The 26,346-nt window shown below is 47.0% G+C and carries 21 protein-coding genes; 12 read left to right on the top strand and 9 right to left on the bottom strand.

Going from position 1 to position 26,346, the window contains the following annotated elements; translation table 11 throughout:
* Positions 1-24: 24 nt before the first annotated feature.
* From FEM55_RS01230 to FEM55_RS01220, 3 genes are all read left to right on the top strand, one after another.
* Entirely contained in the window at positions 25-1,206 is a 1,182-nt protein-coding gene (locus FEM55_RS01230; RefSeq protein WP_138279507.1) for an efflux RND transporter periplasmic adaptor subunit, read from the top strand.
* Between the two features lie 261 nt (positions 1,207-1,467).
* Positions 1,468-4,623: an efflux RND transporter permease subunit gene (locus tag FEM55_RS01225; protein WP_138279506.1), complete on the top strand. Its 3,156-nt coding sequence runs from the start codon at positions 1,468-1,470 to the stop codon at positions 4,621-4,623.
* Positions 4,624-4,670: 47 nt separating this feature from the next.
* Entirely contained in the window at positions 4,671-6,092 is a 1,422-nt protein-coding gene (locus FEM55_RS01220; RefSeq protein WP_138279505.1) for an efflux transporter outer membrane subunit, read from the top strand.
* Between the two features lie 239 nt (positions 6,093-6,331).
* On the opposite strand, the gene FEM55_RS01215 is transcribed toward FEM55_RS01220, so the two are convergent.
* On the bottom strand, positions 6,332-7,456 hold the full coding sequence (locus FEM55_RS01215) for a DUF4249 domain-containing protein (protein WP_138279504.1): 1,125 nt from the start codon (positions 7,454-7,456) through the stop codon (positions 6,332-6,334).
* A gap of 356 nt (positions 7,457-7,812) precedes the next feature.
* Between FEM55_RS01215 and FEM55_RS01210 the strand changes: the two genes are divergently transcribed.
* Positions 7,813-8,991 carry an alpha/beta hydrolase-fold protein gene (locus FEM55_RS01210; RefSeq protein ID WP_138279503.1) on the top strand — a complete coding sequence of 393 codons (1,179 nt, stop codon included), beginning with the start codon at positions 7,813-7,815 and terminating at the stop codon, positions 8,989-8,991.
* Between the two features lie 14 nt (positions 8,992-9,005).
* On the opposite strand, the gene FEM55_RS01205 is transcribed toward FEM55_RS01210, so the two are convergent.
* From FEM55_RS01205 to FEM55_RS01195, 3 genes are all read right to left on the bottom strand, one after another.
* A complete protein-coding gene (locus tag FEM55_RS01205) occupies positions 9,006-9,398 on the bottom strand; it encodes a hypothetical protein (protein WP_138279502.1) in 393 nt (130 codons plus the stop codon).
* 104 nt (positions 9,399-9,502) lie between these two features.
* On the bottom strand, positions 9,503-10,402 hold the full coding sequence (locus FEM55_RS01200) for a histone deacetylase family protein (RefSeq protein ID WP_138279501.1): 900 nt from the start codon (positions 10,400-10,402) through the stop codon (positions 9,503-9,505).
* Between the two features lie 37 nt (positions 10,403-10,439).
* Positions 10,440-10,667, bottom strand: a complete 228-nt coding sequence (locus tag FEM55_RS01195; protein ID WP_138279500.1) for a hypothetical protein — start codon at positions 10,665-10,667, stop codon at positions 10,440-10,442.
* Positions 10,668-11,493: 826 nt separating this feature from the next.
* Here FEM55_RS01195 and FEM55_RS01190 point away from each other — a divergent pair.
* From FEM55_RS01190 to FEM55_RS01170, 5 genes are all read left to right on the top strand, one after another.
* Entirely contained in the window at positions 11,494-12,411 is a 918-nt protein-coding gene (locus FEM55_RS01190; protein WP_138279499.1) for a cation diffusion facilitator family transporter, read from the top strand.
* A gap of 67 nt (positions 12,412-12,478) precedes the next feature.
* A complete protein-coding gene (locus FEM55_RS01185; RefSeq protein WP_138279498.1) occupies positions 12,479-13,828 on the top strand; it encodes a GH1 family beta-glucosidase in 1,350 nt (449 codons plus the stop codon).
* 125 nt (positions 13,829-13,953) lie between these two features.
* The gene (locus FEM55_RS01180; protein WP_138279497.1) at positions 13,954-14,823 is read left to right on the top strand and encodes a UDP-2,3-diacylglucosamine diphosphatase; all 870 of its coding nucleotides are present in this window, start codon (positions 13,954-13,956) and stop codon (positions 14,821-14,823) included.
* Between the two features lie 2 nt (positions 14,824-14,825).
* Positions 14,826-15,932, top strand: coding sequence for a glycosyltransferase family protein (locus FEM55_RS01175; protein ID WP_138279496.1), 1,107 nt, complete (start codon positions 14,826-14,828; stop codon positions 15,930-15,932).
* Between the two features lie 300 nt (positions 15,933-16,232).
* Positions 16,233-18,740 (top strand): phosphocholine-specific phospholipase C, encoded by a 2,508-nt coding sequence (locus FEM55_RS01170; RefSeq protein WP_138279495.1) that lies wholly within the window; start codon positions 16,233-16,235, stop codon positions 18,738-18,740.
* 341 nt (positions 18,741-19,081) lie between these two features.
* Here the strand turns inward: FEM55_RS01170 and FEM55_RS01165 are convergent, their stop codons facing one another.
* From FEM55_RS01165 to FEM55_RS01155, 3 genes are all read right to left on the bottom strand, one after another.
* Entirely contained in the window at positions 19,082-20,182 is a 1,101-nt protein-coding gene (locus FEM55_RS01165; protein WP_138279494.1) for an NADH:flavin oxidoreductase, read from the bottom strand.
* Positions 20,183-20,198: 16 nt separating this feature from the next.
* On the bottom strand, positions 20,199-20,498 hold the full coding sequence (locus FEM55_RS01160; RefSeq protein ID WP_138279493.1) for an ArsR/SmtB family transcription factor: 300 nt from the start codon (positions 20,496-20,498) through the stop codon (positions 20,199-20,201).
* A 596-nt stretch (positions 20,499-21,094) separates the two neighbouring features.
* Positions 21,095-21,325: a hypothetical protein gene (locus FEM55_RS01155; protein WP_138279492.1), complete on the bottom strand. Its 231-nt coding sequence runs from the start codon at positions 21,323-21,325 to the stop codon at positions 21,095-21,097.
* 235 nt (positions 21,326-21,560) lie between these two features.
* Between FEM55_RS01155 and bla the strand changes: the two genes are divergently transcribed.
* The 3 genes from bla (at position 21,561) to FEM55_RS01140 (ending at position 24,192) form a co-directional block, all read left to right on the top strand.
* Positions 21,561-22,298, top strand: a complete 738-nt coding sequence (gene bla / locus FEM55_RS01150; RefSeq protein WP_138279491.1) for a subclass B1 metallo-beta-lactamase — start codon at positions 21,561-21,563, stop codon at positions 22,296-22,298.
* 170 nt (positions 22,299-22,468) lie between these two features.
* Complete coding sequence (locus FEM55_RS01145) at positions 22,469-23,227, top strand: SDR family NAD(P)-dependent oxidoreductase (RefSeq protein ID WP_138279490.1); 759 nt, start codon at positions 22,469-22,471, stop codon at positions 23,225-23,227.
* 56 nt (positions 23,228-23,283) lie between these two features.
* Positions 23,284-24,192, top strand: coding sequence for a helix-turn-helix domain-containing protein (locus tag FEM55_RS01140; protein ID WP_138279489.1), 909 nt, complete (start codon positions 23,284-23,286; stop codon positions 24,190-24,192).
* Between the two features lie 86 nt (positions 24,193-24,278).
* Here FEM55_RS01140 and FEM55_RS01135 read toward each other — a convergent pair whose 3' ends face one another.
* Positions 24,279-25,160 carry a DUF2382 domain-containing protein gene (locus FEM55_RS01135; RefSeq protein ID WP_171036429.1) on the bottom strand — a complete coding sequence of 294 codons (882 nt, stop codon included), beginning with the start codon at positions 25,158-25,160 and terminating at the stop codon, positions 24,279-24,281.
* A 39-nt stretch (positions 25,161-25,199) separates the two neighbouring features.
* Positions 25,200-25,808, bottom strand: a complete 609-nt coding sequence (locus FEM55_RS01130) for an OmpA family protein (protein WP_138279487.1) — start codon at positions 25,806-25,808, stop codon at positions 25,200-25,202.
* Positions 25,809-26,346 lie beyond the last annotated feature (538 nt).

The following is a 26,346-nucleotide window of genomic DNA, read 5'->3' as shown; positions in this document are numbered from 1 at the left end:
CACCATAATTGACCTTCAGTATCCATGAAAAGGATCTATTTAAAATCAAACCAAAGGCTTATTGCATTACTTTTACTTGTAACCGTTTCCGCTGTTATTTATAGTTGCGGCACTTCCAACGCCGATGCGCCTGCTACTGCTCCTCCCGCGCAATCTCTTCCGGTCCTTACTGTGAGCGACCATCAGGTTACAGCGCACAGAGAATTTACTGCTTCCATTGAGGGCAGCCGTGATCTTGAAATCCGGCCGCAGGTTGATGGCTACCTTGACAGGATTTCAGTTGATGAAGGTGCGTACGTGCACAAAGGACAGGTTCTGTTCCATATTGATCCCCGCCCCTATGCCGAGCAGCTGAATAATGCCACTGCAATCCTGCAATCGGCGAAGGCTGCGCTGGAAAGTGCGGCAATCAATGTCGATAAACTTGCTCCGCTGGTATCCAATCATGTTGTTTCTGATGTACAGCTAAAATCCGCAAAAGCCGCTCAGGACGCTGCAAAGGCAAATGTAGCTCAGGCTCAGGCTGCTGTGGACGCCGCCAAAATCAACTTGGGTTATACTTCAATCAAAGCTCCGGCGGATGGCTATATCGGAACCATTCCTTTCAAAACCGGTAGTCTGGTTGGAAAAGGCACCATGCAGCCGCTTACGATTCTTTCTGAAACCAAAGAAATCCATGTCTATTTTTCCATGAGCGAGCTGGATTTTCTTGAATTTAAAAACCAGTTTCCCGGCAACACGATTGAACAGAAAATCAGGCAAATTCCTCCGGTGGAGCTTCTGCTGGCCGATAACAGTGTGTATCCGCAGAAAGGCAAAGTGGAAATCGTGGAAGGTCAGTTTGACAAAACAATGGGTGCTATCAACTTCCGTGCTACTTTTCCGAATGTGAACGGACTCTTGCGTTCAGGCAACACCGGTAGAATCCGCATACCGCGCGAACTGGTAAAATCCGTCCTCATTCCGCAGGAAGCTACTTTTGAATTGCAGGATAAAGTATTTGTTTACACCGTTCTGGACAGCAATAAGGTAGAAGGCCGTCCGGTTACGGTTTCAGACAGAAGCGGTCGGTATTATCTGATCTCCAATGGATTGAAACCCGGCGAAAAGATCGTTTACAACGGCCTCGACAGGCTCAGGGACGGAATGGCAATTGCGCCGCAGAACATGTCGATGGATAGTTTGCTGCATGCGAATCCGATCTGATTTACAGGTTGAATAAAAGAATTGCACCGTCATCCTGAGCGCAGCTTTCACCGTTACCGTACTGACGCATCCCATGTCCTACGGAATGGAACCGGATTGCACACAGCACTTAGCAAAATGCATCGTGCACGGCAAGTAGCGTCCTGCAAACGCCCTCTGCATCCGGTTTGACATTCATTTCCGGACACAGCCTGACATGCGCTGTTAACACCACAAAATAACACAATAACTACCTTCGAGACAGGGTAAAACAAGACCTCTATGTTCCAGAAATTTATTGAAAGGCCCGTCCTTTCGACCGTTATCTCGATCCTGATATTACTGCTCGGGATCATTTCGCTCACCACTCTGCCCATTACCAAATTCCCCGACATTGCCCCTCCTACCGTTCAGGTAACGGCCGTATACCCGGGAGCGAACGCCGAAGTTGTGGCGCGTGCCGTAGCCACGCCGATTGAAGAAGCCGTAAACGGTGTGGAAAACATGACTTACATGACTTCCTCGTCCAATAACGACGGCACCATGGCTTTAAACGTCTATTTCAAACAGGGTACCGATCCGGATATTGCGGCCGTGAACGTTCAGAACCGCGTTTCCAAAGCCGTCAGCCAGATTCCGCAGGAAGTTGTACAGGCGGGTATTTCCACGCAAAAGCAGCAGAACAGCATCATCATGTTCGTGGCGTTGTCGAGTGAGGACAGTACGTATGATGAAACCTTTTTGCTGAACTATATCAAGATCAACCTCGTGCCGCAACTGCAGCGTATACCCGGGGTCGGACAAGCGCAGCCTTTCGGGACTCGTGACTACTCCATGCGGATCTGGCTGAAGCCGGATCGCCTCGCAGCATACGGTTTGTCACCTCAGGAAGTAACGGCTGCAATCCGCGAGCAAAGCCTTGAAACCGCACCGGGCCGCCTGGGTGAAAACAGCAAGGAAGTTTTTGAATATGTATTGAAATACAAAGGAAAACTGACGCAGAACAAAGAGTATGAAGATATCATTATCAAAGCCAACAGCGACGGTTCCGTCATCCGTCTGAAAGATCTGGCGCGGGTTGAATTCGGTTCCTATACCTATTCCTCCAACGGCAAGCTGAACGGTGACGCTTCATCCGGTGTCGCTGTTTTCCAGACGGCCGGTACCAATGCCAACGAAATCCTGATTCAGGCAGAAGCCTTGCTTGACGACTTTTCAAAATCGTTGCCCAAAGGAGTGAAAACGACCATTATGTATAACTCAAAAGATTTTCTGGATGATTCCATCGGTCAGGTTCGCAGCACGTTGCTGGAAGCTTTTGTTCTCGTGTTTATTGTCGTGTTCATTTTTTTGCAGGATTTCCGCTCTACGCTTATTCCGGCCATTGCCGTACCTGTGGCCATTGTCGGTACGTTTTTCTTCATGCAGCTGTTTGGTTTTACAATCAACTTCCTTACGCTTTTTGCTTTGGTACTTGCCATCGGGATTGTCGTCGATGATGCGATTGTCGTCGTCGAGGCTGTGCACTCCAAAATGGAGCTCACGCACTTGCCTGCGCGGCCTGCCACCATGGAATCCATGAATGAAATATCCGGCGCCATTATTTCCATTACGCTCGTTATGGCCGCAGTATTTATTCCGGTCGGATTTATGCAGGGCCCGGCGGGGGTATTTTACCGGCAGTTTGCATTTACGCTCGCCATCGCTATATTGATTTCGGCACTGAACGCCTTGACGCTCAGCCCCGCACTTTGTGCATTGTTCCTGAAAAACCCGCATGCCGATGAAAACGGTCCTCATGAACGCAAAAGTTTTTCAGCCAGGTTCTTCGCAGCATTCAATACCGGTTTTCAGGCAATGACCGACAAGTATGTCAAAAGTCTCCAGTTTCTGATCCGTCGTAAATGGGTTACTGTTTTCGGTTTGTTGATTATTACGGGTACTACAGTGTGGCTGACCTTGAAAACGCCGACCGGTTTTATCCCGACAGAAGATCAGGGCTTTCTGCTGTATGCGCTCAACACGCCTCCGGGCAGCTCACTCGACCGTACGCACAAGGCCATGGCACAAGTAGACAGCATTGTAAAAAATTCGCCGATTGCCGAGCAGCGCTATGTTGTGGAAGGAATGAACATCATTTCCAATTCCAATGCGTCGCCTTACGGTGTCGGTTTTATCCGGATGAAGCCCAAGGCTGAACGCGGGGATGTTCAGGATTTTGATCAGATCGTGGGGATGATGTCACAGAAAGTACGGGCAGTCAACGACGCCAATGCATTCTTTTTTACCTTTCCGACCGTGGATGGTTTCGGTAACGTCAGCGGATTTGAATTCATGCTTCAGGACCGCGGAAACGGTTCGCTGGAAAAGCTGAGCGCCACGACCAACCAGTTCCTGGGCGCCTTGATGAAGAAAAAGGAAATCGCCTATGCTTTCACAACCTTTGCGACAGGCAATCCGCAATACATGCTGGAAGTTGACAATGCCAAGGCAAAACAGCTCAACGTGCCGGTCAACGAACTGCTTCAGACTCTGCAGATTTATTACGGCAGCAGCTTTGTTTCGGATTTCAACCGTTTTGGTAAATATTACCGGGTAATGGCGCAGGCCGATGCTTCCTACCGTGCAGACCCGTCGTCGCTGAACAATATTTATGTCAAAAATACGCAAGGTGAAATGGTTCCGGCCAATTCGCTTGTGACGCTCAAAAGGGTATTTGGGCCCGAAACCGTTACGAGAAACAACCTTTACAATGCCGTCGTGATCAACGGAACGCCGAAACCGGGTTATAGTACGGGCGACGCGATCCGGGCCGTGAAAGAAACCGCTGCCGAGGTACTGCCGAATAATTACCGCACCGAATGGACCGGCATGACACGTGAAGAAATCAACGCAGGTTCGCAGATTCTCTTGATTTTTGTACTCAGCCTGGTGTTTGTGTATTTCCTTCTGGCGGCGCAGTATGAAAGCTACATTCTGCCTTTTGCCGTCATCCTGACTATTCCGCTGGGTGTTTTCGGCGTAATGCTGTTCATCAATCTCGCTGGAATTGAAAACAATATTTATGTACAGGTCGGGCTGATCATGCTCATCGGACTGCTGGCCAAAAATGCGATCCTGATTATTGAATACGCCGTACAGCGCCGTCATGCAGGAATGTCCATCGTGGCATCTGCGCTGGAAGCATCGCGGCTGCGTCTCCGGCCAATTTTGATGACTTCATTCGCCTTCATCGTGGGTCTGATTCCGCTGATGCGTGCAACCGGCGGCTCCGCTTTGGGAAACCGCTCGATTGGTACGGGTGCGGTCGGCGGAATGCTGACGGGTGTGATCTTTGGCATATTCGTGATTCCTGTACTGTATGCTATTTTCCAGTATTTACAGGAAAAAGTAGCCGGCAAGCCAAAGGAACTGGCTAAGGAAGAACTTGTGAATTAAACCTTCACTCATCCAGACAACGATTTATAATATCAAGAAACCGATTCATGAAAAACAAAACAGATATTCCGTATTTGCTGAGTTTTGTGCTGCTGACGATAAGTATTGCGTCCTGCAGAGTAACCCGGGATTACAAGCAACCGGAGCTCAGCCTGCCTGCGCAGTACCGCAACGCTACTTTTGCAGACACCGCAACGCTGGCCGATATTGAATGGAAAAACTTCTTTCCGGATACCACTTTACAAAAACTTATCGAACGCGGGATTACGTACAATTATGATCTGCTGCTCGCTTTGAAACGCATTGATATTGCGCAGCAACAGGTGAAACAGGCGAAATTCCTGCAATTTCCACGACTGGACTTACAGGTAACCGGACAATACAACCGCCCGTCGAGCAACAGTCTGAACGGAATCAGCGCAAGCAATTTTCTGGGTTCCAAACACATTGAAAACTACATTGCAGGCGTAACCCTGAGCTGGGAAGCCGACATCTGGGGCAAAATCCGCAGCCAGAAGCAGGCTACGCTGGGCCAGTACCTGCAAACCTACGAAGCAAGCAAGGCACTGAAGACCAGGATTGTGGCCGACATAGCAAAAGGTTTTTTCAATTTGCTGATGCTCGACAAGCAACTGCAGATTGCCAGAAACAACCTTGAACTGAGCGACAATACGCTGAAAATTACCCGGCTGCTGAAAGATGCCGGTGAAGTCACTTCCCTTTCCATTCAACAATCCGAAGCACAGCGGGAATCCATCGCCTTGCTCATTCCTCAACTGGAACAGGATATTATCATTCAGGAAAATGCACTTCAGATACTGACCGGCCAGATGCCCGACAGCATTGCAAGAAAGGTCAGCCTGTCGGATTTTGAATCGGGCGACAGTCTGGCCACGGGCGTACCCGCTGCCTTGGTAAGCCGCCGTCCGGATGTACGGGAAGCCGAAATGGCTGTCCTGATCGCCAATGCACAACTGGGTGTTGCCCAGGCAAGCATGTATCCTTCGCTGGTTATTTCGGCAAGCGGCGGTGTGGAATCGTTCAGGTCGAGCAACTGGTTCAATATTCCGGGTTCTTTGTTCGGGATCGCAGCGGGTACAATTGCCAGGCCGGTTTTTGCAAGAAGACAACTGAAAACCAACCTGGAAGTGGCCAAAATCCAGCGGGAACAATCGGTACTGGGATTCCGCCAGTCCGTACTGAATGCGATTGGTGAAGTCTCCAATACGCTGGTACAAACCCAGAAATTGAAAGAACAGGAAACGATTGCGAGTAATCAGGTAGCGATTCTACAGCAGGCCATTTCCAATGCGCAACTGCTTTATCAAAGCGATATGGCCAATTATCTGGAAGTGATCACCGCACAGGGAAATGCATTGCAGGCCGAACTGAACCTTGCATTTATCCGCAGCCAGTCACTGGTGGCAAGAGTGGATTTATACCGGAGCCTGGGCGGTGGCTGGAAGTAGGAAAATACAAATTATTTTCAGGTATTTTTGCCTACAATACGATTTTTCGAACGTCTGAAAATACGTAAAAAACGCATCAAAGCAGAAGCCCGGAGATGAAGATACCGGGCTTCTGCTTTTAATTTACAGGATCGTCAAGTACATAAGATTACAGAATCATTTTAGATCCATTTTCTGTCATACTTAATAAAAGAAGTCATAAAACCGCATTTAACAAATCCGGATTTCTGATCTGAAGCTCACCAGAATGACGGCCTTTTGGTAGTTCCGCCGTTTGTCCTGCAATCGGTACATTCGGTTGAGGCAACCAGTACGGAATCTGCGCGGGGTCCCCAGTAAGTAAGCAGCAACTGGGTTGTGTTCAATGCACATTCCTCATCACGACCGCCGCACCGGATCGGAAGGGTGTCGGGTTCGGTACACCTCGGAAATACGCCCAGATGCGGCGTAATCGTTAACCGCCGGGTTTCTTCCGTAGCAGCGCTGAAATAGCCGAAAACGGGTTCTTTGGAATCTGCAGTATTTTTTATGTTTCCGGTAACCTGCGAAGGCTGCGGATCAAAAAGACTTCCGGTTCCCTGCGTCGTTTTTGCCAGGTCTGTCCAGTATTCAAATGCCTTTTGCGACAAACCGTATTGCCTGACCAGCAGGCTGTATTTAATGTACAGTTTATTGGTCGAAACCGGCACCGTGTTCAGTGGAAGATTTTTGATGATATCATCGCTTAACCTGACCGTACTGCCCAGCAAAATACTGCCCGACTTTTTATGGCTCCAGCAGGAATTGATGTTATCTTTCCGGAGCACTACTGCATTGTTCACCACTTCCAGTGCAGAATAGTACGTTGCTTCATATTCCCAAGTTTCCTCAAATTTCCAGCGGTAAAACTGCGTATGGTTCTGCGCATCATGCGTATTGACATAGAATACCATGGCGTTCTGAAAGGCATCCAGTTTATAGGTAATGCTGTCGATGGCGGGAGTCTGGCTCACGGAGACGTATTCGGAAAGGTATTCCTGTCCGTTTCGGGTTTTAATGCGGATCCGGTATTGCAAAGCCGTGTTATAATTTCGGGGCGGCAGCACATACATCCCGTTCCCGGATTCGGCGAATGGGTATACCCCGCCCTCTTTCTGCTCAACGGCAACCGTAGCGCCGGTTTCAATTGCCGGCTGCGTGTTCTGATTTATATTCTGCGTCCTCCGCAGTTCGATCCGGCTGGTATCCGTTCCGCTGACATTGAAAAACCCGTCAACGACCAAATGATTTTCATCTGAATTTACTTCCGGCGGCGAAAAAGGTTCTATACAGCCGGCCATAAAAATCAGCAGCACGAACCATGCGGATGCTATGTAAAATTTCATTTTCAGAATGATAAAGAGTTTAACTCAATCAAACCGCCGTAAAGGGAACATCAATTAAAATCCTGGCCCTGCTTTTCATCTTCATACTTTTCAAAGGGCACAGATAACCATACGCCAGACTTCCATATATGGAGTCAAGGAATGAAAACGGCTTTTCTACTTATAACACTGCGCTATTGACCATTCCGCTTGTCCTGCCAGCAGCTGCATGCATTCTGTTCAGCTTAAAAGCCATTTCTGAAAAACTATGAAAGCGGCAAACTGGTAGAAAGCCATGCAGATTTCCTTTTCATAGCACGTACCGGAAACATCATGTTTTACTTGTGCGGATGCGGATATCCAGTAACCATTTTGCTATGAACAAAAACTTTTTCCTGCTTTGCCTGCTTCTTTGTGCTTTCATTTCAAAGTTGGCCTGCGCACAGACGAGTGCCGATCATTTCCAGCCGGCAGCGTCCAACCTGTCCGGTGTGGCGTATCCGAAAATCTCCGGCGACAATCGTGTGATGGTCCGCCTGAAAGCTCCGGATGCAGCAAAAGTGCAGGTGCAGGGCGGCGACGGCCTGCAGAAAGATCCGCTGGATCTGGTGAAAGATGCAGAAGGGAACTGGAACGGTACGATTCCGTCTGCTGGGCCGGGTTTTCATTATTACTGGTTTGTCGTGGATGGCGTGCGCGTGAACGATCCGGGCAGCGATGCCTATCTTGGCTACGGACGTCCTACCAGCGGTATAGAAATTCCGGCTGCAAACGAAGATTTTCATCTGCTTCAAAATGTGCCGCACGGCGTTGTGCGCGAGCAATGGTACCATTCGGAAATTACAGGCAAATGGCGACGGGCTTTTGTGTATACCCCGCCGGGCTACGATGCTTCACCAAACAAAAAATATCCGGTACTGTATCTGCTGCACGGTGCCGGTGAAAATGAACGCGGCTGGTCCATGCAGGGACATATGAACGCCATTCTGGATAATCTGATTGCCGGGAAAAAAGCCACGCCCATGCTTGTTGTGATGGATAACGGATATGCAGTTGCCAAGGGCGATACGACTCCGACCACAAACACGCGGGCAGAAATGGTGCGCAGGGCGGCTACGCTTGAAGAGGTTTATCTCAAAGAAATTATCCCGGTGATGGAAAAAACCTATCGCATGCTGCCGGGCCGTGAAAACCGGGCAATGGCCGGTCTTTCCATGGGCGGACTGCAGACGATGCTCATCGGCGTCAAGCATACTGACCTCTTTTCACATTACGGATTTTTCAGCGGGGCCGTTTTTGACGAAATCCTGGCTGATCCGAAAACAGCCCTGAACGGTGCACTTTCGGATGCAAATGCGTTCAGCAAACGGGTTAAAGTTTTATGGTTTGGTGCCGGGAGTGAGGAAAAACCATTTACCAAAATGGCAACAGATACCCGTAAAAAGCTGGAAGGACTTGGCATAAAGTCCAGCTACTACGAATCGCCGGGTACTTTTCACGAATGGCATACCTGGCGCCGGTGCCTGCACGAGTTTGCGCCGCTTCTGTTTAAATAACGGCTGATTTATCATTATAAATGCCTTGCCTTTCTTTTGGTACGGAACACAGGCGAGTCAAGATCGGCACTGTAACGCCATGAAAAATGATTGGTACCCGGTTGTTTGTACGCATATTTGATAATACCGCTTTGCCTGAGCACACGCATTGCCTTGTTGTCGTAAAGCCGGTATAATTTCCCGCTGCGGTTCTGAAATCCCCACAGGCTGCTTTTCAGGATTTTTCTTTTTTGTCCGTTTTTATAAACCACTTTCAGATTTTTCCCGTACGGTGAAACAATCTTTTTGATGGTACCGACCGAATCTTCATAAACCGCCTGTTTGCTGTCGTACATCAAGGCAGGAAATTGCCCGAAACAACGTCCCGACAACAAGCCCAATAAAACAATCAACAATCCACCCTTCATAGCCCTTTCATTTATAACCCATTACAAACAACCAAAAATGCACCACAAATGACAACCCATGACCCCGAATCCCCATTTCCCTGAATGTACAAAAAACCCTTCATCTACAACAACTGCCTGGCTACACGGAAAGTATTGGCATGCGCATCCAAAATGGTCCTGAGCTGGGCCGAGTAGCCGCCGCCCATGCTGCATTGCAGCGGAATATTGTTTTCAACGGCCGTTTGAAGCACCATTTCGTCTCGCTGCCGGCAACCTTGAAGCGTGCAGGCCATGCGGCCGATCTTATCGGTATGAAGAATGTCTACTCCGGCCTGGTAAAAGATAAAATCCGGACGGACCTGCTGTATGAGTTTCGGCAAGGTTTCTTTCAGAATGCCCAGATAAGTATGATCGTTTGTTTTGTCTTCGAGCGGAATGTCCAGGTCACTTTGTTCTTTTCTGAAAGGATAATTGTTCTTGCCGTGCATGGAAAAGGTAAATACCCGCGGCTCACCGGCAAAGATTTCCGCCGTTCCGTTACCCTGATGCACATCCAGATCAACGATAAGCACCTGCCTGGCTTGGTGATGATCCAGCAGATATTGTGCCGCTGCAGCCTGATCGTTAATCATGCAGAATCCTTCGCCCTGATTGCGGCCGGCGTGATGCGTACCGCCGGCTATATTGAAGGCCATACCGGTTTTCAGCGCTTTTAATGCACCTTGCACGGTACCGTTTGTGATCCTAAATTCACGTTCGGCCAGCAACGGCGACTGTTCAAAGCCGATGCGGCGCATTTCCTTCCGGCTCAGGGTACCGTTTATCAAACGGTTTGTATAATCCTTTCCGTGCACTGCATAAACAGCATTCAGAGCAACGGGTTCCGGGCTGAAAAAATCCGTTTCTTCGGCTATACCTTCCCGCAGTAATTGCAAAGGCAGCAGCTCGTATTTGTCCATCGGAAAGCGGTGGCCTTCCGGAACAGGATATTTATAGATGGAATGAAAAGCAATCGGGAACATACCAGGTTTAATCGCCGCTTCCGGCAGATTCCATTCTTTAAAAGTATGTTTTAACCAAAGGCTTCATTTTATGAATGCTGTCGGTATTTATCCTGCAGTATTTTCCTATTGAATCAAAAATGATTGCAGGATTGCCAATGTCAAAAATCCGGTACATTTCAGCTCTCCTGTTTTCTTCTACATTCCATGAAGCGGCATAGGAACTGATGACAGTACCTTTCATTGCTTCATTCAGTTCAGACCATTGATAAGTTTGATAAGTCATGTTACTAGTTAATTCATTATATCTCAAGTTAAGAAAAAGCATTTACCGTTTTACAGAAAATGACACCCAACCTCATATGATAACATTCCGATCATATTCCCTGTTTTGTTCCGGCAATTGCGGATGCCTGAAATTTCATTGCTGTTCATGCTCACGACATTTTAAAAACGGAATGATCAGTAAACGGGTCACTGCCCTCAACATTGCAGATCCATTGTCAATATATTTCAAAAACGTTTTTGGTACGGATTCCGGCATAAATGTCCACTTGCACGTAACTCCTTCCATGCTGCCGTTAACAACGCTACACCAGGGACATATGCCGCAATTACACACCATATAGTTGTACAATTACAACAGATTATTAAACATCACAAGTTGACAATAAAGTTTGGATTAAAACAAATTTAATTTTTGCTTAACATGGAGCACCTGCTATACGTTTGGATTTCATCTATCTTTACAGAATATTCAGGTACTAAAAGGATATAACCCGAAATTGCCGTTTTATACCATTCATGCAACGATAAATTTTTAATCCTAGTCGAACTTATCTAAAAATAGCGGGTTTTACCTGCTATTTTTTTGTGCATGCCAGGCGATCATACGCATGCATTTACATGAGTGATGCAGTCTTGTTTCTGCAGTGAATGTATCATACGAAGAAATAAACAACAGGTTTTTCCGGATCAAACCGGGAAAAATTTCGGTCAGCTGGCTGCGATCTGCATTAACATAATGTTAAGATTGTTGTGGATAGCACAGATTTTGATGGCGGTATCAGGAACTTTGTAAATATTGTTGCAGCACAAGCTTTTACCAGAAAATGAATCCGCGCCTGAAACGAATACATGAAAGAAAACTGATCAAGCTTTCCATTGCAACGGGCTCGGTTTTAACGATCTGGGCTATTGTGGTCGGGATTTTAGGCGATTCCAAGTCCATTATTTTTGATGCTCTTTTTTCAATGGTCGGCATCAGCCTTTCCGGGGTTTCATTGCTTGTCAATAACTTTATCCGTAAGCCGGACGATGATAATCTTCCTTTCGGGCGTTCCCAGTTTGAGCCGTTCGTGATCACGGTCCAGTCTTCCGTCATTATATTTTTGTGTCTTTATTCCCTCGCCACTTCGGTCATGGATATCATGAACGGCGGCAAGGCTGTGGAGCTTGGCATTGCACTTCCCTATCTTATTTTCTCCATCATTGGCTGCTTTGTTTTATGGCTTTATTTCCGTAAAAAAGCCTTGCAGCTCAACTCGGAATATGTCCGGATTGAATCAACGGAATGGCAGCTGGATGCACTTCTGAGTTTTGGCGTACTGCTTGTTCTATCTTTGGGTTACTTTCTTAAAAATACGTCCTATGCTTACCTGATTCCTTATCTGGACCCATCCATGGTCTTGTTTATTTCCGTTTTGTTTCTCCGGATCCCGGCCAGGACTTTTATAAAAAACATAAGAGAACTTCTGCAATTTGCGCCGGATGATGAAGTGGAAGAGAAAATACACGAGCAGGCCGCTTTTATTTCAAGAAAATATCACTTCAAGGATGAGTACGTGCGGGTAGCTAAAACCGGCAGCAGCTATACGATTGAAATTGATTTTTTACTGCCAAAAGAACAGGCAGAAACACAGGTAAAAGAACTGGACAGGATCCGGCAGGAATTATATGATTTGATTAAAGGCGATTATAAGATGTGGCTGACGATTTCCTTTACAACCGAACTGAAATGGATGATCTGATACATCCATTTAACGATTTATAAATTTTAGAATAACCCGGTGAATAATCTGAACATGAATCAAAAAAATGAGTTTGCAATTAGCCAGAAAAGACTTTGGAAATGATTTCCGCTGGGGAACAGCCACGGCATCCTTTCAGATTGAAGGCGCCGTAAAAGAAGACGGACGCGGACCATCCATCTGGGATACTTTTTCCAGAGTACCGGGTAAAATCAAAAATAACGACCATGCGGATATTGCCTGCAATTTTTATCATTCTTATGAAAATGACCTTGCACTTGCTGCGCAATTAGGCTTTGAGGAATTCCGTTTTTCCATTTCGTGGTCACGAATTTTACCGGCCGGAACAGGTAGCATGAACCGCAAAGGAATTCATTTTTACAACCGGCTTATCGATAAATGTCTGCAGCTGAACCTTACGCCATGGATTACTTTATACCACTGGGATCTGCCGCAGGCGCTGGAAGACAGAGGCGGCTGGAAAAACCGGGAAATAGTAAACTGGTTTCAGGAATATACCGAACTCTGCACAACCGAGTTCGGCGATCGTGTCCGTAACTGGATCATCCTGAACGAACCCATGGCCGTAGCCGGACTGGGTTATACCACGGGCTTGCACGCGCCGGGAAAAAAAGGGCTTTTTAATTTTCTGCCGGTTGTACATCATCTTGCTTTGTGTCAGGCGGAAGGCGGGCGGGTTGTGCGGCGGAATGTGCCGGGCGCCTACATCGGTACGGCTGTTTCCTGCTCGTTTGTAAAGCCGTATACGGGATCACTGAGAGATACGATGGCTGCCAAAAGAGCGGATGCGTTACTGAACCGGCTTTTCATTGAACCTGCGCTGGGCCTCGGCTACCCTGCCGATGCTTTTTCCTATCTGAACAACATGAAAAAATACATGCAGCCGGACGATCATGAAAAACTCCGGTTTGATTTTGACTTCATCGGCATTCAGAACTATTTCAGTGTAGTGGTAAAACATTCATGGCTCAAACCGGTTCTGTGGCTGGCAGAAGTTCCGGCATCCAGGCGGAATGCGCCGGCAACTGCCATGGGTTGGGAAATTGACCCGGAAGGAATGTATCAGATCCTGCAGCAGTTCGCAAAATACAAGGGATTAAAAGATATCATCGTTTCCGAAAACGGTGCGGCTTTCAAAGATGTGCTTTCCAACGGGGAAATTGACGATTCGGAAAGAACAGCCTTTTTCCAGCAATACCTTTACAACATACTCAAAGCCAAACAGGACGGCGTAAATGTTAAAGGTTATCTGGCATGGTCGCTGACAGACAATTTTGAATGGGCGGAAGGTTATGCAGCCAGGTTCGGGCTTGTCCATGTCGATTTTGCCACGCAGGAACGGACGGTTAAAAATTCCGGAAAGTGGTTTGCTGATTTCCTCAAAACGAAAAAATGATCGGTCTGAACAATTCCGGACATTCCAAATTGTTCTAGGTAATTGCAATATCCTTGTAGAAATCATTAACATATTGATAATTTCTCCGTAATACCCGGTTAATATGAAAAGATCATATTTGTATTATGAGAGATACAACACACTTCCGGACCATCATTATATCGGACCTGCATCTGGGCGCAAGCGGTTCCAAAGCAGAAGAAGTAACCAGTTTTCTGAAAAACTATTCCTGCAAAAAGCTGATCCTGAACGGGGATATCATTGATGCCTGGCAACTGAAAAAGTATGGTGTCTGGAAACGGAAACATACGATGTTTTTCAGAAGAGTGTTAAAAATGATTGAGGAAAACAATACCAAAGTCATTTACATCCGCGGCAACCACGACGATTTTCTTGACCAGATCATACCGTTCCGGCTGGGAAAGCATTTCCAGTTCAGGAAAGATTACATTCTGAATTCGGGTTCGAAGAGCTTCTACATAACCCACGGCGATGTTTTTGATTCCATCACAACCCGTATGAAATGGCTTGCGTACCTCGGCGACATGGGTTATACGTTTCTGCTCTGGATCAACAAACTTTATAATAAATACCGCGAATGGAAAGGTCTGCCTTACTATTCACTTTCGCAGCGCATCAAGCAATCGGTGAAAATGGCGGTAAACTACATGTCTGATTTTGAGGAAAAACTGACGGAGCTTGCAAAGGCGAAAAGCTGCGACGGCGTCATCTGCGGGCACATCCATCATCCGGCAATCCGCGAAATAGACGGCATTCAATATATGAATTCAGGCGATTGGGTGGAAACGCTGAGTGCGTTGGTGGAGGATTCCGACGGGAACTGGAGCCTGCTTTATTATAATCAGCAACATGCCGGAAATAAACCGGAAAACAGAAAACCGCACAGTACGACAGTCGTCGGGAACTTTCCCGGAACTGAAAAACAGGTTGCATTTACCGGCATTGCCCCCGACAAAGATCATTGCATTTTATAATTATGAAAATTCTGTTTCTTGTTCAGGGTGAAGGCCGCGGGCATCTGACACAGGCCATTGCGCTCGGACAAATTCTCAGAAAGGCTCAACACGAAATAGTGGGTGCCATGACCGGCAAGTCAGCCGGACGCATGATCCCCACTTTTTTTAAAGATCAGATCCAAGCGTCTGTTTACGAGTTTGACGCGCCGTGCATCGCCTACAATCCCAACGGCAAAGGCATGAATCTGGGACGTACAATCGGCACGATTCTATCCAACATGCCGAAGTACCTGCGTGCCGTTCAGTTTATCCACAAAATCGTCAGCAAAACGAAACCGGACGCCATCATTTGTTTTTATGAAACGTATGGCGGAATTTACAACTTCTTGTACGGTCAGAAAGTACCGATGATCTGTATTGCGCACCAGTATCTGCTGCTGCACCCCAAATTTGTTTTTCCTGAAAACAGCCGCTTCAACAAATCCGTCATCAACTTCAATTCCCGGCTTACTTCCTGGCTTGCCGCAAAACGGCTTGCATTGTCTTTCCGTGAAATGGAATCCAGAAATGATCTGAAAATAACCGTAGTTCCGCCGCTGATCCGCGAAGAAGTCCTGAACCTGAAACCGACGTGCGGCGATTTTTTGCTGGTGTACATGACGCATCACAGCATGAGTAAAAAAATCGTGGACTGGCATCAGGAGCATCCGGAGGTTCATCTGCACTGTTTCTGGGACAATGCCGAAGCGGATGAGGTTTTACGGCTGGATGAAACGCTGACTTTCCACCGCATCAACAGCGAAAAGTATCTGAACATGCTGGCATCGTGCAAGGCGCTTGTAACCACGGCAGGCTTTGAGTCGGTATGCGAAGCGATCTATCTTGGGAAGCCTGTGATGATGATTCCGGTCCCGAATCATTTCGAACAGGAATGCAATGCACTGGACGGCGTGATTTCAGGAGCGGGCGTCCGGAGCAAAACGTTTGATCTTTCCGTTATACTGGAATATCTGCCCAGACATCAGGACCAGTCAGAGAAATTCAGGAACTGGTACAAAAGCGGGGCAAGCCGGTTTGTGCAGGAAATTGAAATCATTGCCGGTGATTTCACGCCGGTAAACCATTGACCGGAAAGTACCTTTAAGCTTTTCTTCTTTGAGACACCGGCTTCACTCCGATGATTACAGTATCCGGCAACAGGTTGATCCTGCGAATGGCTGTGTTCAGGATCAATTGCTGATTTCCGGTTTTTCGGAAACAATCTGTCTCCAAATTCCCGGTTCCTGTATTCCGGATGGCACCGTTATGACATTACGCCGGCATTTCCGGTAAGAATTTACCGGGGACTACTTTTAAAGATAACAGCTCCTTAACATTCGGCATCCGTATGCCGGATATCTTTGGGCGAAAAACGAGCACTTTTTAACATGAATTCAAGAAGAGACTTTCTTAAACAGGCTGCGCTGCTGTCGGGCACGGGCGCCATGATGAACATGCTCCCGCCGGTTATACAAAAGGCGCTGGCAGTAAATCCTGAACTCGGAAGCACTTTCTACGACGCTGAACATATTGTTTTCCTGATGCAGGAAAACCGTTCCTTTGACCATCAGCTTGGCACTTTGCAGGGCGTACGCGGCTATAACGATCCGCGGGCGGTTGAGTTGCCCGATAAAAACAAGGTATGGCTGCAGACCAACAAGGAAGGACATACTTTTATGCCTTTTCACCTGAAAGTCAAAGATACCAAAGTGGCCTGGATGGGCTCCATTCCGCACGGCTGGACGGACCAGACCGACGCCATGAACAACGGGAAATACGACAAATGGCTGGATGTAAAAAAGACCGGCAAAAAGGATTATGCCCATATTCCGCTGACGATGGGCTATTGCGACCGGTCGGATTTTCCGTTCTATTACTCTCTTGCCGACGCATTTACCGTTTGTGATCATAACTTCTGTTCCAGCATAACGGGTACGCACCCCAACCGGTATTACTGGATGACGGGCACAGTGCGTGAGAAAAATGAAACGGAATCCATCGCGCATTTGTGGAACAACAGCAACTACGAATTCCCCGAACTGGACTGGACTACTTACCCGGAACGCCTTCAGGAAAACGGCATTTCATGGAAAGTGTATCAGAACGAACTTACCATGGGTTACGGATTGAAAGGCGAGGAAAGCTCCTGGCTCAGCAACTTCGGTACCAATGTGCTGGAATATTTCAAACAGTACAATGTCCGCCTGCATGAGGGCGGGATAACCAATCTTCAGTCCAAAAAGGAAAATGTACAGGAACTGATCGCCCAGCTTGAAAAAGATCCGGCCGACGAAAAATCCGCGCAAAAGCTGGCAGCGGCCAAAAGGCTGCTTTCCAATATCCAGACTGCTCAGACCAAATTCACCAAAGACGGGTATCAGAATCTTTCCCCCCATCACAAGGAACTTAACGACAGGGCATTTACAACAAACAGCAAAGACCCGCACTTCCACGACCTCACCGCCATGCAATACCATGACCATGGCGAAGAAAGAACGCTGAACGTGCCCAAAGGCGATGTATTTCACCAGTTCCGGGAAGATGTCCGGAACGGCACCTTGCCGACGGTTTCCTGGCTCATGCCGCCCGCCCATTTTTCCGACCATCCCGGTCAGCCCTGGTTTGGGCCGTGGTACGTAAGCGAAGCCATGGAAATCCTGCTGCAAAATCCGGATGTGTGGAAAAAGACGATTTTTATCCTTACTTACGACGAAAATGACGGCTACTTCGATCATGTGCCGCCTTTTACGGTTCCTAATCCGTACAAGAAGAATACCGGAAAGGTTTCCGCTGGAATTGATCCGAAACTGGATTTTGCCACGCGAACCCAGCAGACCAATCCATCGACTATGGAAAAAAACATCCGCGAAAGTTCAATCGGGCTTGGCTATCGTGTTCCGATGATCATTGCATCGCCCTGGACACGCGGCGGGTTTGTCAATTCAGAGGTCTTTGATCATACGTCTTCCCTGCAATTTCTGGAAACGTTTCTGGAAAAGAAATTCAACAAAAAGATCCAGGAAGAGAACATTACGCAATGGCGCAGAACGGTTTGCGGCGACCTTACTTCTGTTTTCAGGCCCTACAACGGCGAAAAAATCACAAGGCCGGAATTTCTTGAAAGGATGCCTTTTATCGAAGGGATCCATCAGGCTCAGTTTAAAGAGGCTCCCGCCAATTTCAGACAGCTCACAGCAGAGGAAATCAGGCAGATCAATGCTGATCCTTTGCAGTCGCCCTATTTTCCAAAACAGGAAAAAGGCATCCGACCGGCTTGCGCTTTGCCTTATGAAGTTTACGTAAATGGCCGTTTTGATCCGGCTAAAAACAGTTTCGGCCTGGAATTCAAAGCGGGCAACAAGGTATTTGGCAGCAAGTCCAGCGGTTCACCGTTCCGGGTTTATGCGGTCAGTCCTTTCCAGAATGAAATCCTCCGCTCATGGGATTACAGCGTGGCAGCCGGCGATATACTGCACGATGAATGGAGTCTGTCTGATTTTGAAAATAACCGTTATCACCTCCGGGTATATGGCCCGAATGGTTTTTACAGGGAATTTTCAGGCGGCGCGAACAACCCGGCGCTGGCAGTTTCCTGTGAGTACGAACCGGCCGGTTCGTCCCGTCTGAGCGGAAATATTCTGGTCTCCATCCGGAACATCGACAATAAACCGCATGAAATCGTTATTGCCGATAACAGTTATAAAACCGGTTCCCGCACGAAATCCATTGCAGCCGGAAGTCAGGCTTCTGTCGTGTTAAATCTTTCCAAATCGCATCAATGGTATGATTTCAGCGTCAGGATTAAAGGTTCGGAATCGTTTGAACAGCGTTTTGCCGGACATGTGGAAACCGGTGCCGTGACCAAAACGGACCCGCTGATGGGTGGCGTTGTATAAATGAAATGACTTTTTTATTCGTGTAAATTGGTGTATTTGTGGCTGCCGGCATTTCTGAATAAATTGTTTCTTCCGGAATGCCGGCCATTTTCGATTGTGGCTGTCCATAGTTGAAGAAGTAAGAATTCTCCTGAACATCATACCATTGCCGTTAAACCCGATTACGATGATGAAATGGAATGGATTACATCCGGCCAGTTGATTACTGATCTTGCTTTCTGAAGTTTTTCAAACGGGCTTCCTGTTTACAACGTTTAACTATAAACGCAAATAAAAACGGCAATCCGCCGGGCAATGGAAATGCATGCCCGGCGGATTGCCGTCTGTAGAACTTCTGTTTGTTAGACCAGCTGGCTCAGTGCTTCCACGCTGAAACCTTTCAGTTCGCTTGTACGCTGTTCGTGAATTTTCTGAACCCAGAAAGGATCTGCAAGCAATGGCCTTCCCACAGCAACAAGATCGAAGTCGCCGCGGTCCATGCGTCTTACCAGTTCGTCCAGGGAACTTGGCTGGGAACTTTCTCCGGCGAATGCCGCCATAAACTCGCCTGTCAGTCCGATAGATCCCACCGTAATGGTTGCTTTTCCGGTCAGCTTTTTGGCCCAGCCTGCAAAGTTCAGGTCCGAACCTTCAAACTCGGGTTCCCAGAAACGGCGCTGCGAGCAATGAAAAATATCAATCCCGGCTTCTGCCAGCGGGTTTAGCCATGCTTCCATTTCCTGCGGCGTCTTGGCCAGTTTGTTGGTGTATGCCGATGGCTTGAACTGCGATAAACGGATGATCAATGCAAAATCGTCACCAACCTGCCTGCGTATTTCCCTGATTACCTCTACAGCAAACCGGGTACGTTCAGCCAGCGTTTTGCCGCCATAAATATCCGAACGCAGGTTGGTTGCATCCCAGAAAAACTGATCGATGAGATAACCGTGTGCGCCGTGGATTTCAACGGTTTCAAAACCCAGCCTTTTGGCATCGGCTGCGGCACGGCCAAATGCGGCAATGGTATCTGCAATATCAGCGTCGGTCATGGTATTGCCATTGTTGAACCCGGGCCTGTTCAGGCCGGACGGACCTTCAAACGGCGCTGAAGGCACCCAGCCCGAATGGTGATTGTCCATAATGCCCATATGCCAGATCTGAGGACCCATGGCACCGCCTGCATCGTGCACTTTGTTGATTACGTTCTGCCAGCCGGCCAGGGCCTTCTCACCATAAAAATGCGGAACATTCTGGTCATTGGAAGAAGATACGCGATCAATGACCGTACCTTCCGATAAAATCAGGCCGACTTCACCTTGTGCACGCTTGCCGTAATAATTGGCCACGTCATCGGTAGGAACGCCATTCGGAGAAAAAGAACGCGTCATGGGTGCCATCACCACCCGGTTTTTCATATTTAAAGATTTCAGGCGGAATGGCCTGAACAGAATTTCTGAATTCATTGGTAAAATATATTGATTAAATCTTTGATTGCACAAGTTCGCTCAGGGCTTTAAATGCTTCTTCATTGCGCTGGTAATAAGTCCATTGCCCGACGCGGGTCGATTTTACAAGCCCGGCACGCTGCAGAATGGACAAATATTCCGATACGGTGGATTGCGTAAGACCCGCTTTTTGCTGAATCTGGCCGACGCATACGCCGTGTTTGAAGCCAAAAGCTTCCTGACCGGGAAAACTGGTTTCCGGCTCTTTAAGCCAGTTCAGAATATCCAGCCTGGTTTTATTTGAAAGTGCCTTGAATATTTCCAGTTGATCCATAAATCGGCATATCGAATTATTCCGATATATCGTTTAACCAAATGAAGATGATGTTAGTTCGGATTTTTTAAGAATTTTAAGAAAACTGCATAAACGGCATGGAAATGCCCCCTTAACGCCTTGGATAAACAAGGCATGAAAAATACGGCACATAAACCGAAAGGCGCAACCGCCACAACCAACGTCCAGGCTGCTCCGCCCAGATCTCAGGATGTAATCGTAGCCATATAAGTCATTAAACCCTTGCAAATGCATGGATAGCACTTCTGCAGAGCAGCATCGTGGTTACATGTTCTTCACCGTTAAATCCGGACAATCGATGGACCAGAAAAGTCGTAAATGCCGCGTCGGCAAAGGCAGCAAGTGTGACAACGCGTTAACTAGTGCACGAAAAAATCTTCGGAGCTGAATGGGAACGGGAAAATACAGGAATTATGAAGCGAGCTGATTGCAAAGCCGTTATAGACAGTTTTTGTCGGAGAAGTTACTTTTTAAGTACGGCGGATTACGGTTTCTGCAAGGCGGATCGGAATGGGTACGGGGAAGTTTCTGTAAAAAAGATCAGGTGGCTGCGAAAAAACTTTGAACCTGCACTTTCATCCCACATAATCTTCCTGCATGACGGCGTACAGGATTTCGCTGAACTTGCCGTTTTCAAAAACATGTGTTTTGCCGATTACCTTGAAAATCACGGAAGTATTTCCGCGGTTAATCAGAATATGATCTCCGGTGACGGGCAAATTCCATTTGGGAAAAGCGGCATTGAAAATCCTTTGATCCTCCGATCCGTTATGCAGCGCAAATTTCAGGTTGCAATATTCATCCATCTTATTAACTGTTTTAGAAGTATCGTTCAGCAACTGCTCCGGACGGATTCCGGATCCGGGAAAGTGAACCGGTAGACAATAAAACGGAATATGCACAGAAGTTGATATGTACTATTTTACCTGTCTATGAGGCAGACTGCATATAATGGAACGGTTTTTCAGGATGAATTCAGGAGAGTTGCGGCAAAAGATATAATTTGCAGAACTTCCCGTTTTTGTCAAAATCCAGTTTTTCATGTTCAGACATTTTCTTTTTCTTGGCTTCGTATGGCTGTTTTCAGGTTGCCAAACAGTAAAGGTTTCAGATAAAAGTTACACTTCACCAAGTATCACCGTTCAGAAAGTGAAGGAAAACGTATACCGGCATACTACTTTTCTTCAGACGGAAAGCTTCGGGAAAGTTTCCTGCAACGGCATGATCGTTTTCGACCGGAACGAGGCTGTAATTTTTGATACGCCCGCTGATGATACAACGTCCGTCGAGCTGATCAAATGGGTTGGCGACAGTCTGAAATGCAAGATTGTTGCCATCATTCCAACGCATTTTCATGCAGATTGTCTGGGCGGACTGAATGCATTCCATGAGCGAGGCATTCCCTCCTATGCTTCCAACCTGACGATCAAAGCGGCCAGACTGAAAAACTACGCCGTTCCGCAAAACGGCTTCGACGAGGTTCGTACGTTTAAAGCGGGCCGTAAAAAAGTACTTGCCGCATTCCACGGCGAAGGCCATACCCGCGATAACATCATCGGCTATTTTCCTGAACAAAAAGTAATGTTCGGAGGCTGTCTGATTAAAGAAATGGATGCCACAAAAGGCAATCTGGAAGATGCCAATGTACATGACTGGTCCGAAACGGTAATGAAGCTGAAAACAAAATACCCGGACACGGAAGTTGTTATTCCCGGGCACGGCGAGTCGGGCAGTACCGCGCTGCTGGATTACACCATCCGGCTTTTTCAGCAGCACTGACGGGTATGTTCCGTGTATTCCTGAAAACCCGAACTCCGCTACGGCTGAACGCTTTGAAAACAGGGTTTAAAAACGAGCGTTATTTGAAATTCGCAAATAACGGATTGATAATTACAAATCACTGGCGCGTATTTTAATCACCTTTGCCAAATCAAAAAACGTTTGAAACAATGGAAAAGAAAATAGCACTTGTAACCGGCGGAAGCCGTGGGTTGGGAAAAAACATGGCACTCAAACTGGCCGAAAAAGGGTTTGATGTCATCCTTACTTATTTCAGCAAGGAAGAGGAAGCAATGCATGTCGTTGCGCAGATTGAACAGGCCGGGCAAAAGGCAGCCGCTTTGCAGCTGAATGCGGCCGATGTAAAAAGCTTTGATGCTTTTTTCGACAGACTGAAAGAAGTGCTCAAAAATACATTCAATACAGAACGCTTTGACTTTCTGATTAATAACGGCGGAATCGGCGGCAATGCGCTGATCGAAAATGTTAGTGAAGAAATGTTTGATGAATTGCTGAATGTGCATTTCAAAGGTGTCTACTTCCTGACGCAAAAAGCACTTCCCATCCTGAACTACGGCGGCGGAATTATCAATGTATCGTCTGGTCTGGCGCGCTTCAGCATGCCGGGCTCTTCTGCTTATGCTTCCATGAAAGGTGCTGTGGAGGTATTCACAAGGTATCTGGCCGCGGAACTCGGATCCAGGAAAATCAGGGCCAATATCATTGCGCCGGGTGCGATTGAAACGGATTTTTCGGGTGGCCGGGTGCGGGACAATGCGGAAATAAACAAACATATCAGCAATATCACTGCGCTTGGACGTGTTGGCCTGCCGGATGATATCGGCGGTGTGGTTGCATTTTTGTGTACCGAGGATGCCCGCTGGATCAATGCGCAGCGTATAGAAATATCGGGCGGAATGAATCTTTGAAACCACCGGATTTTGAATGGCCGTACAAAGCGACTAAATTTGATTTTTGCAAAAAAATGATCGGCAATTCATCCATCGAAGACTTTTACCAGAAAGCCACCGCCAAACTTCCCGAAGGAATCACAAGGGAAATCGGACACTTCAATATTTTTGAAACAGAAAAGCTTTTTGAACAGAACAGCGGTGCGCGCATCATGCCGTACAGCCGGAGGGCCTATTACAAAATCAGTCTGATCAAGGGAAAAAACCGGGCAGAATATGCCGATAAGGTCATTGACATTCAGGAAAGTGCATTGCTTTTTGCCACGCCCAGGATTCCTTATCACTGGCTGCCTCAGGACGATAACCAGTCCGGTTTTTTCTGCATTTTTACTGCGGATTTTCTGGCAAAAAACAAAGCCGGGATTGTACTCGACGATCTGCCGATTTTTCAGCCCGGAGAATTGCCGATTTTTCAGCTAACGCAGGAAGAAACGGCGGAACTTGAATATATTTTCCGGAAGATGTACAAAGAAATGAGCACGGATTATGTTTACAAATATGACCTGATCCGAAACCTGGTCATGGAACTGATCCATTACGGCCAGAAGCTTCAGCCAGCTTCGGCATTGCACATGGCCCAAAGTGCTTCTGAACGGATTTCTTCGCTGTTCATTGAACTTCTGGAACGTCAGTTTCCGCTGGAATCCCCGCAGCAAAGATTAAACCTTCGTACGGCTAAGGATTACGCCGATGTCCTGGCCGTTCATGTAAATCATCTGAACAAGGTTTTAAAAGAAACATTTGGCCGTACGACAACAGAAATCATCCGTACAAGAGTAATTCAGGAGGCTAAGATTTTACTCAAACAGACTGACTGGAACATTTCGGAAATTTCTTTTACACTGGGATTTGATGATCTGGCTCATTTTTCCAACTTTTTCAAAAAACAGACTTCTTTGACGCCGCTCGCTTTCCGTACATAAATTTTTACCTGTTAACCAGAAAGGACCGCCATTCGAGCGATCCTTTCTGGTTTGTCCTGAAATATGCAGTCATTAATGTGCAGTCATTACGGATTCAGGTCAGCGCCCGGTTTATCATGGTCAATATCTTCAATATCGACTTCGGTTTTGCGCACGGTATCCTTGATGACCTCTTTACGTTCGCCTACTTCCTTCCGAATCGAAACTTCTTCCACAACCGTTGCGATCTTATTCACAACCGGAACTTCCCTGGTCTCGATCAGCTCCGTTTTTCCTTCCTTGAAAGTCTCAAAATCATCCAGAGTTGCCGGACGGTCCACTGCTTCGCGCGTGACATGCACCTGTTCTTCGCGGAGCGTAATACTTTCATGAACCGGGGTTTCAATGATTTTGCTGGTTACGGCTATTCCGCCGGTTTCCACTTCAGTTTTGCCTACATGCAATTCTTCCTCAATGATCGGTATATTCACAGGATTGGCATCATTGCGGCCCGCATAGAATTGTGTATCGTCAAAATGCTGGTGATCGTAAAAACCCTCGGGATGACGGTCGTAAAGAGCAGATCCGGTGGCAGCAATGCCCAGTCCGGTTAAGGTATTCCGTATTTCAGACTCCATTACAGGTGTGATTTTTCCCTTTTCGTATTCAGGAAGCGCATAAAGATGCTTTGCCTCGAATGAAGGTAAAATCACTTCATGGTCATTTTCCTGCAACGTCACCAAACCAATCGGGACAAGCACTTTCCCTGAATCCGGCTTCAGTTCATTTTCATCCAGATCCACAACCAGATAACGGACCTTGCGGCTGGTTACATCAAAGATAAGTTCGTCTACTTCACCCAGATCAGTACCGGCTGAATCTTTTACTTCCCAGCCTTTGATATCCGGTTGTCCGTCTGCAATCTCGAAATCGCTTCCGCCCAGTTCCTGCAGGCGGTTATCGTTATCATCATTTTCGTTCAGAGCCATTGTCAAATTCATTTAGAGTTTAAAACCAAAACCAAAATCTTATTTCTGTGCTCTTGCCACAATATCCACTCTTCGGTTCATTTGTCTTCCTTCCGGCGTGGCATTGGAAGCCACCGGATCGGATTGTCCTTTGGAATAAACCGTGATGTTGTCCGCATTGATGCTGGCGTTTTCAACCAGCCATTGTTTTACAGCTTCTGCCCGCAATTTACCCAGCTCTTTGTTCAGGCCGGCCGTGCCGGTGGAATCCGTTCTTCCGTAAACGGCCAGAGAAGCTTCTTTGTAACGCTTGTTCACAGAAGCGGCAATCTGTTTCAGCTGATATTGTGCACTTGCCTGCAACGCTGTATCGCCCACGTTGAAAAGAATGTTTTCGCCGAGTCCGTAGATCGTATAATCCTTGTTTCCCCGAACAGAAATCGTGGTATCCGTAATTTCTTCGTAAGAAGTTTCTGAGGCATTCCAGTCAACATTGTCCCAGGCTGCCAATGCCGATGTATCCTTTGAAGTACTGTCGCTGCCGATGGATACACTTTTGTTACTGCTATTGCTCCGAAAGTAAAAGATCAGGGCCACCACAAGCACCGCAAGGATGAGCCAGATCAGCCATGGATTGTTCTTTTTGGGTTGGACGTTTAATTCAGCCATTTTTCTATCTTTTTTAATTGAAACAGTCATGCAGTTTCTCTGCCTGCAGGATAAGACTTTAAAATTATGCCAGGACGGCTCAGCAAAATCCGGGAATTGAGATCAATAGTGAAGATTCGTCCGTAAGCCTGCTTTATGCCATTGCCTGGAAAAAGGCTGCGGATCTAAGGGACGCGCTTGATTTAAAAATCGAATTTCACCTCCCTTCTTTTTCCAGAAACATTTCACCGGATTACGCACAAAGCAGTTTGTTGATTGCTGCATCGTCCAACAGGCACAAACCGGATTGCAGAACATTTACTATATCTATTTATAGTATAATTATTGTAATCGATAAAATTAATACTCTGTATTTGACAAAATAATTAATGTTAGTTTTAAACATGATGCAGGTCATGTTTTCAGGATGGCGATCCGTATAATTTTGTTTTATCAAATTACAAAGGAATAACACACTGATTCAGAATTGACTTCAACACACAGCAGTTTGATCCGGGTTAAATAGTTCATGCTTTCAGAAACGTTTTCCGGATTGAAC

This window comes from Dyadobacter sediminis, from assembly GCF_005860765.1.
GTDB lineage: Bacteria > Bacteroidota > Bacteroidia > Cytophagales > Spirosomataceae > Dyadobacter > Dyadobacter sediminis.
The sequence above is the reverse complement of the archived record's forward strand: the minus strand, read 5'-3'. Positions and strand labels throughout refer to the sequence as shown.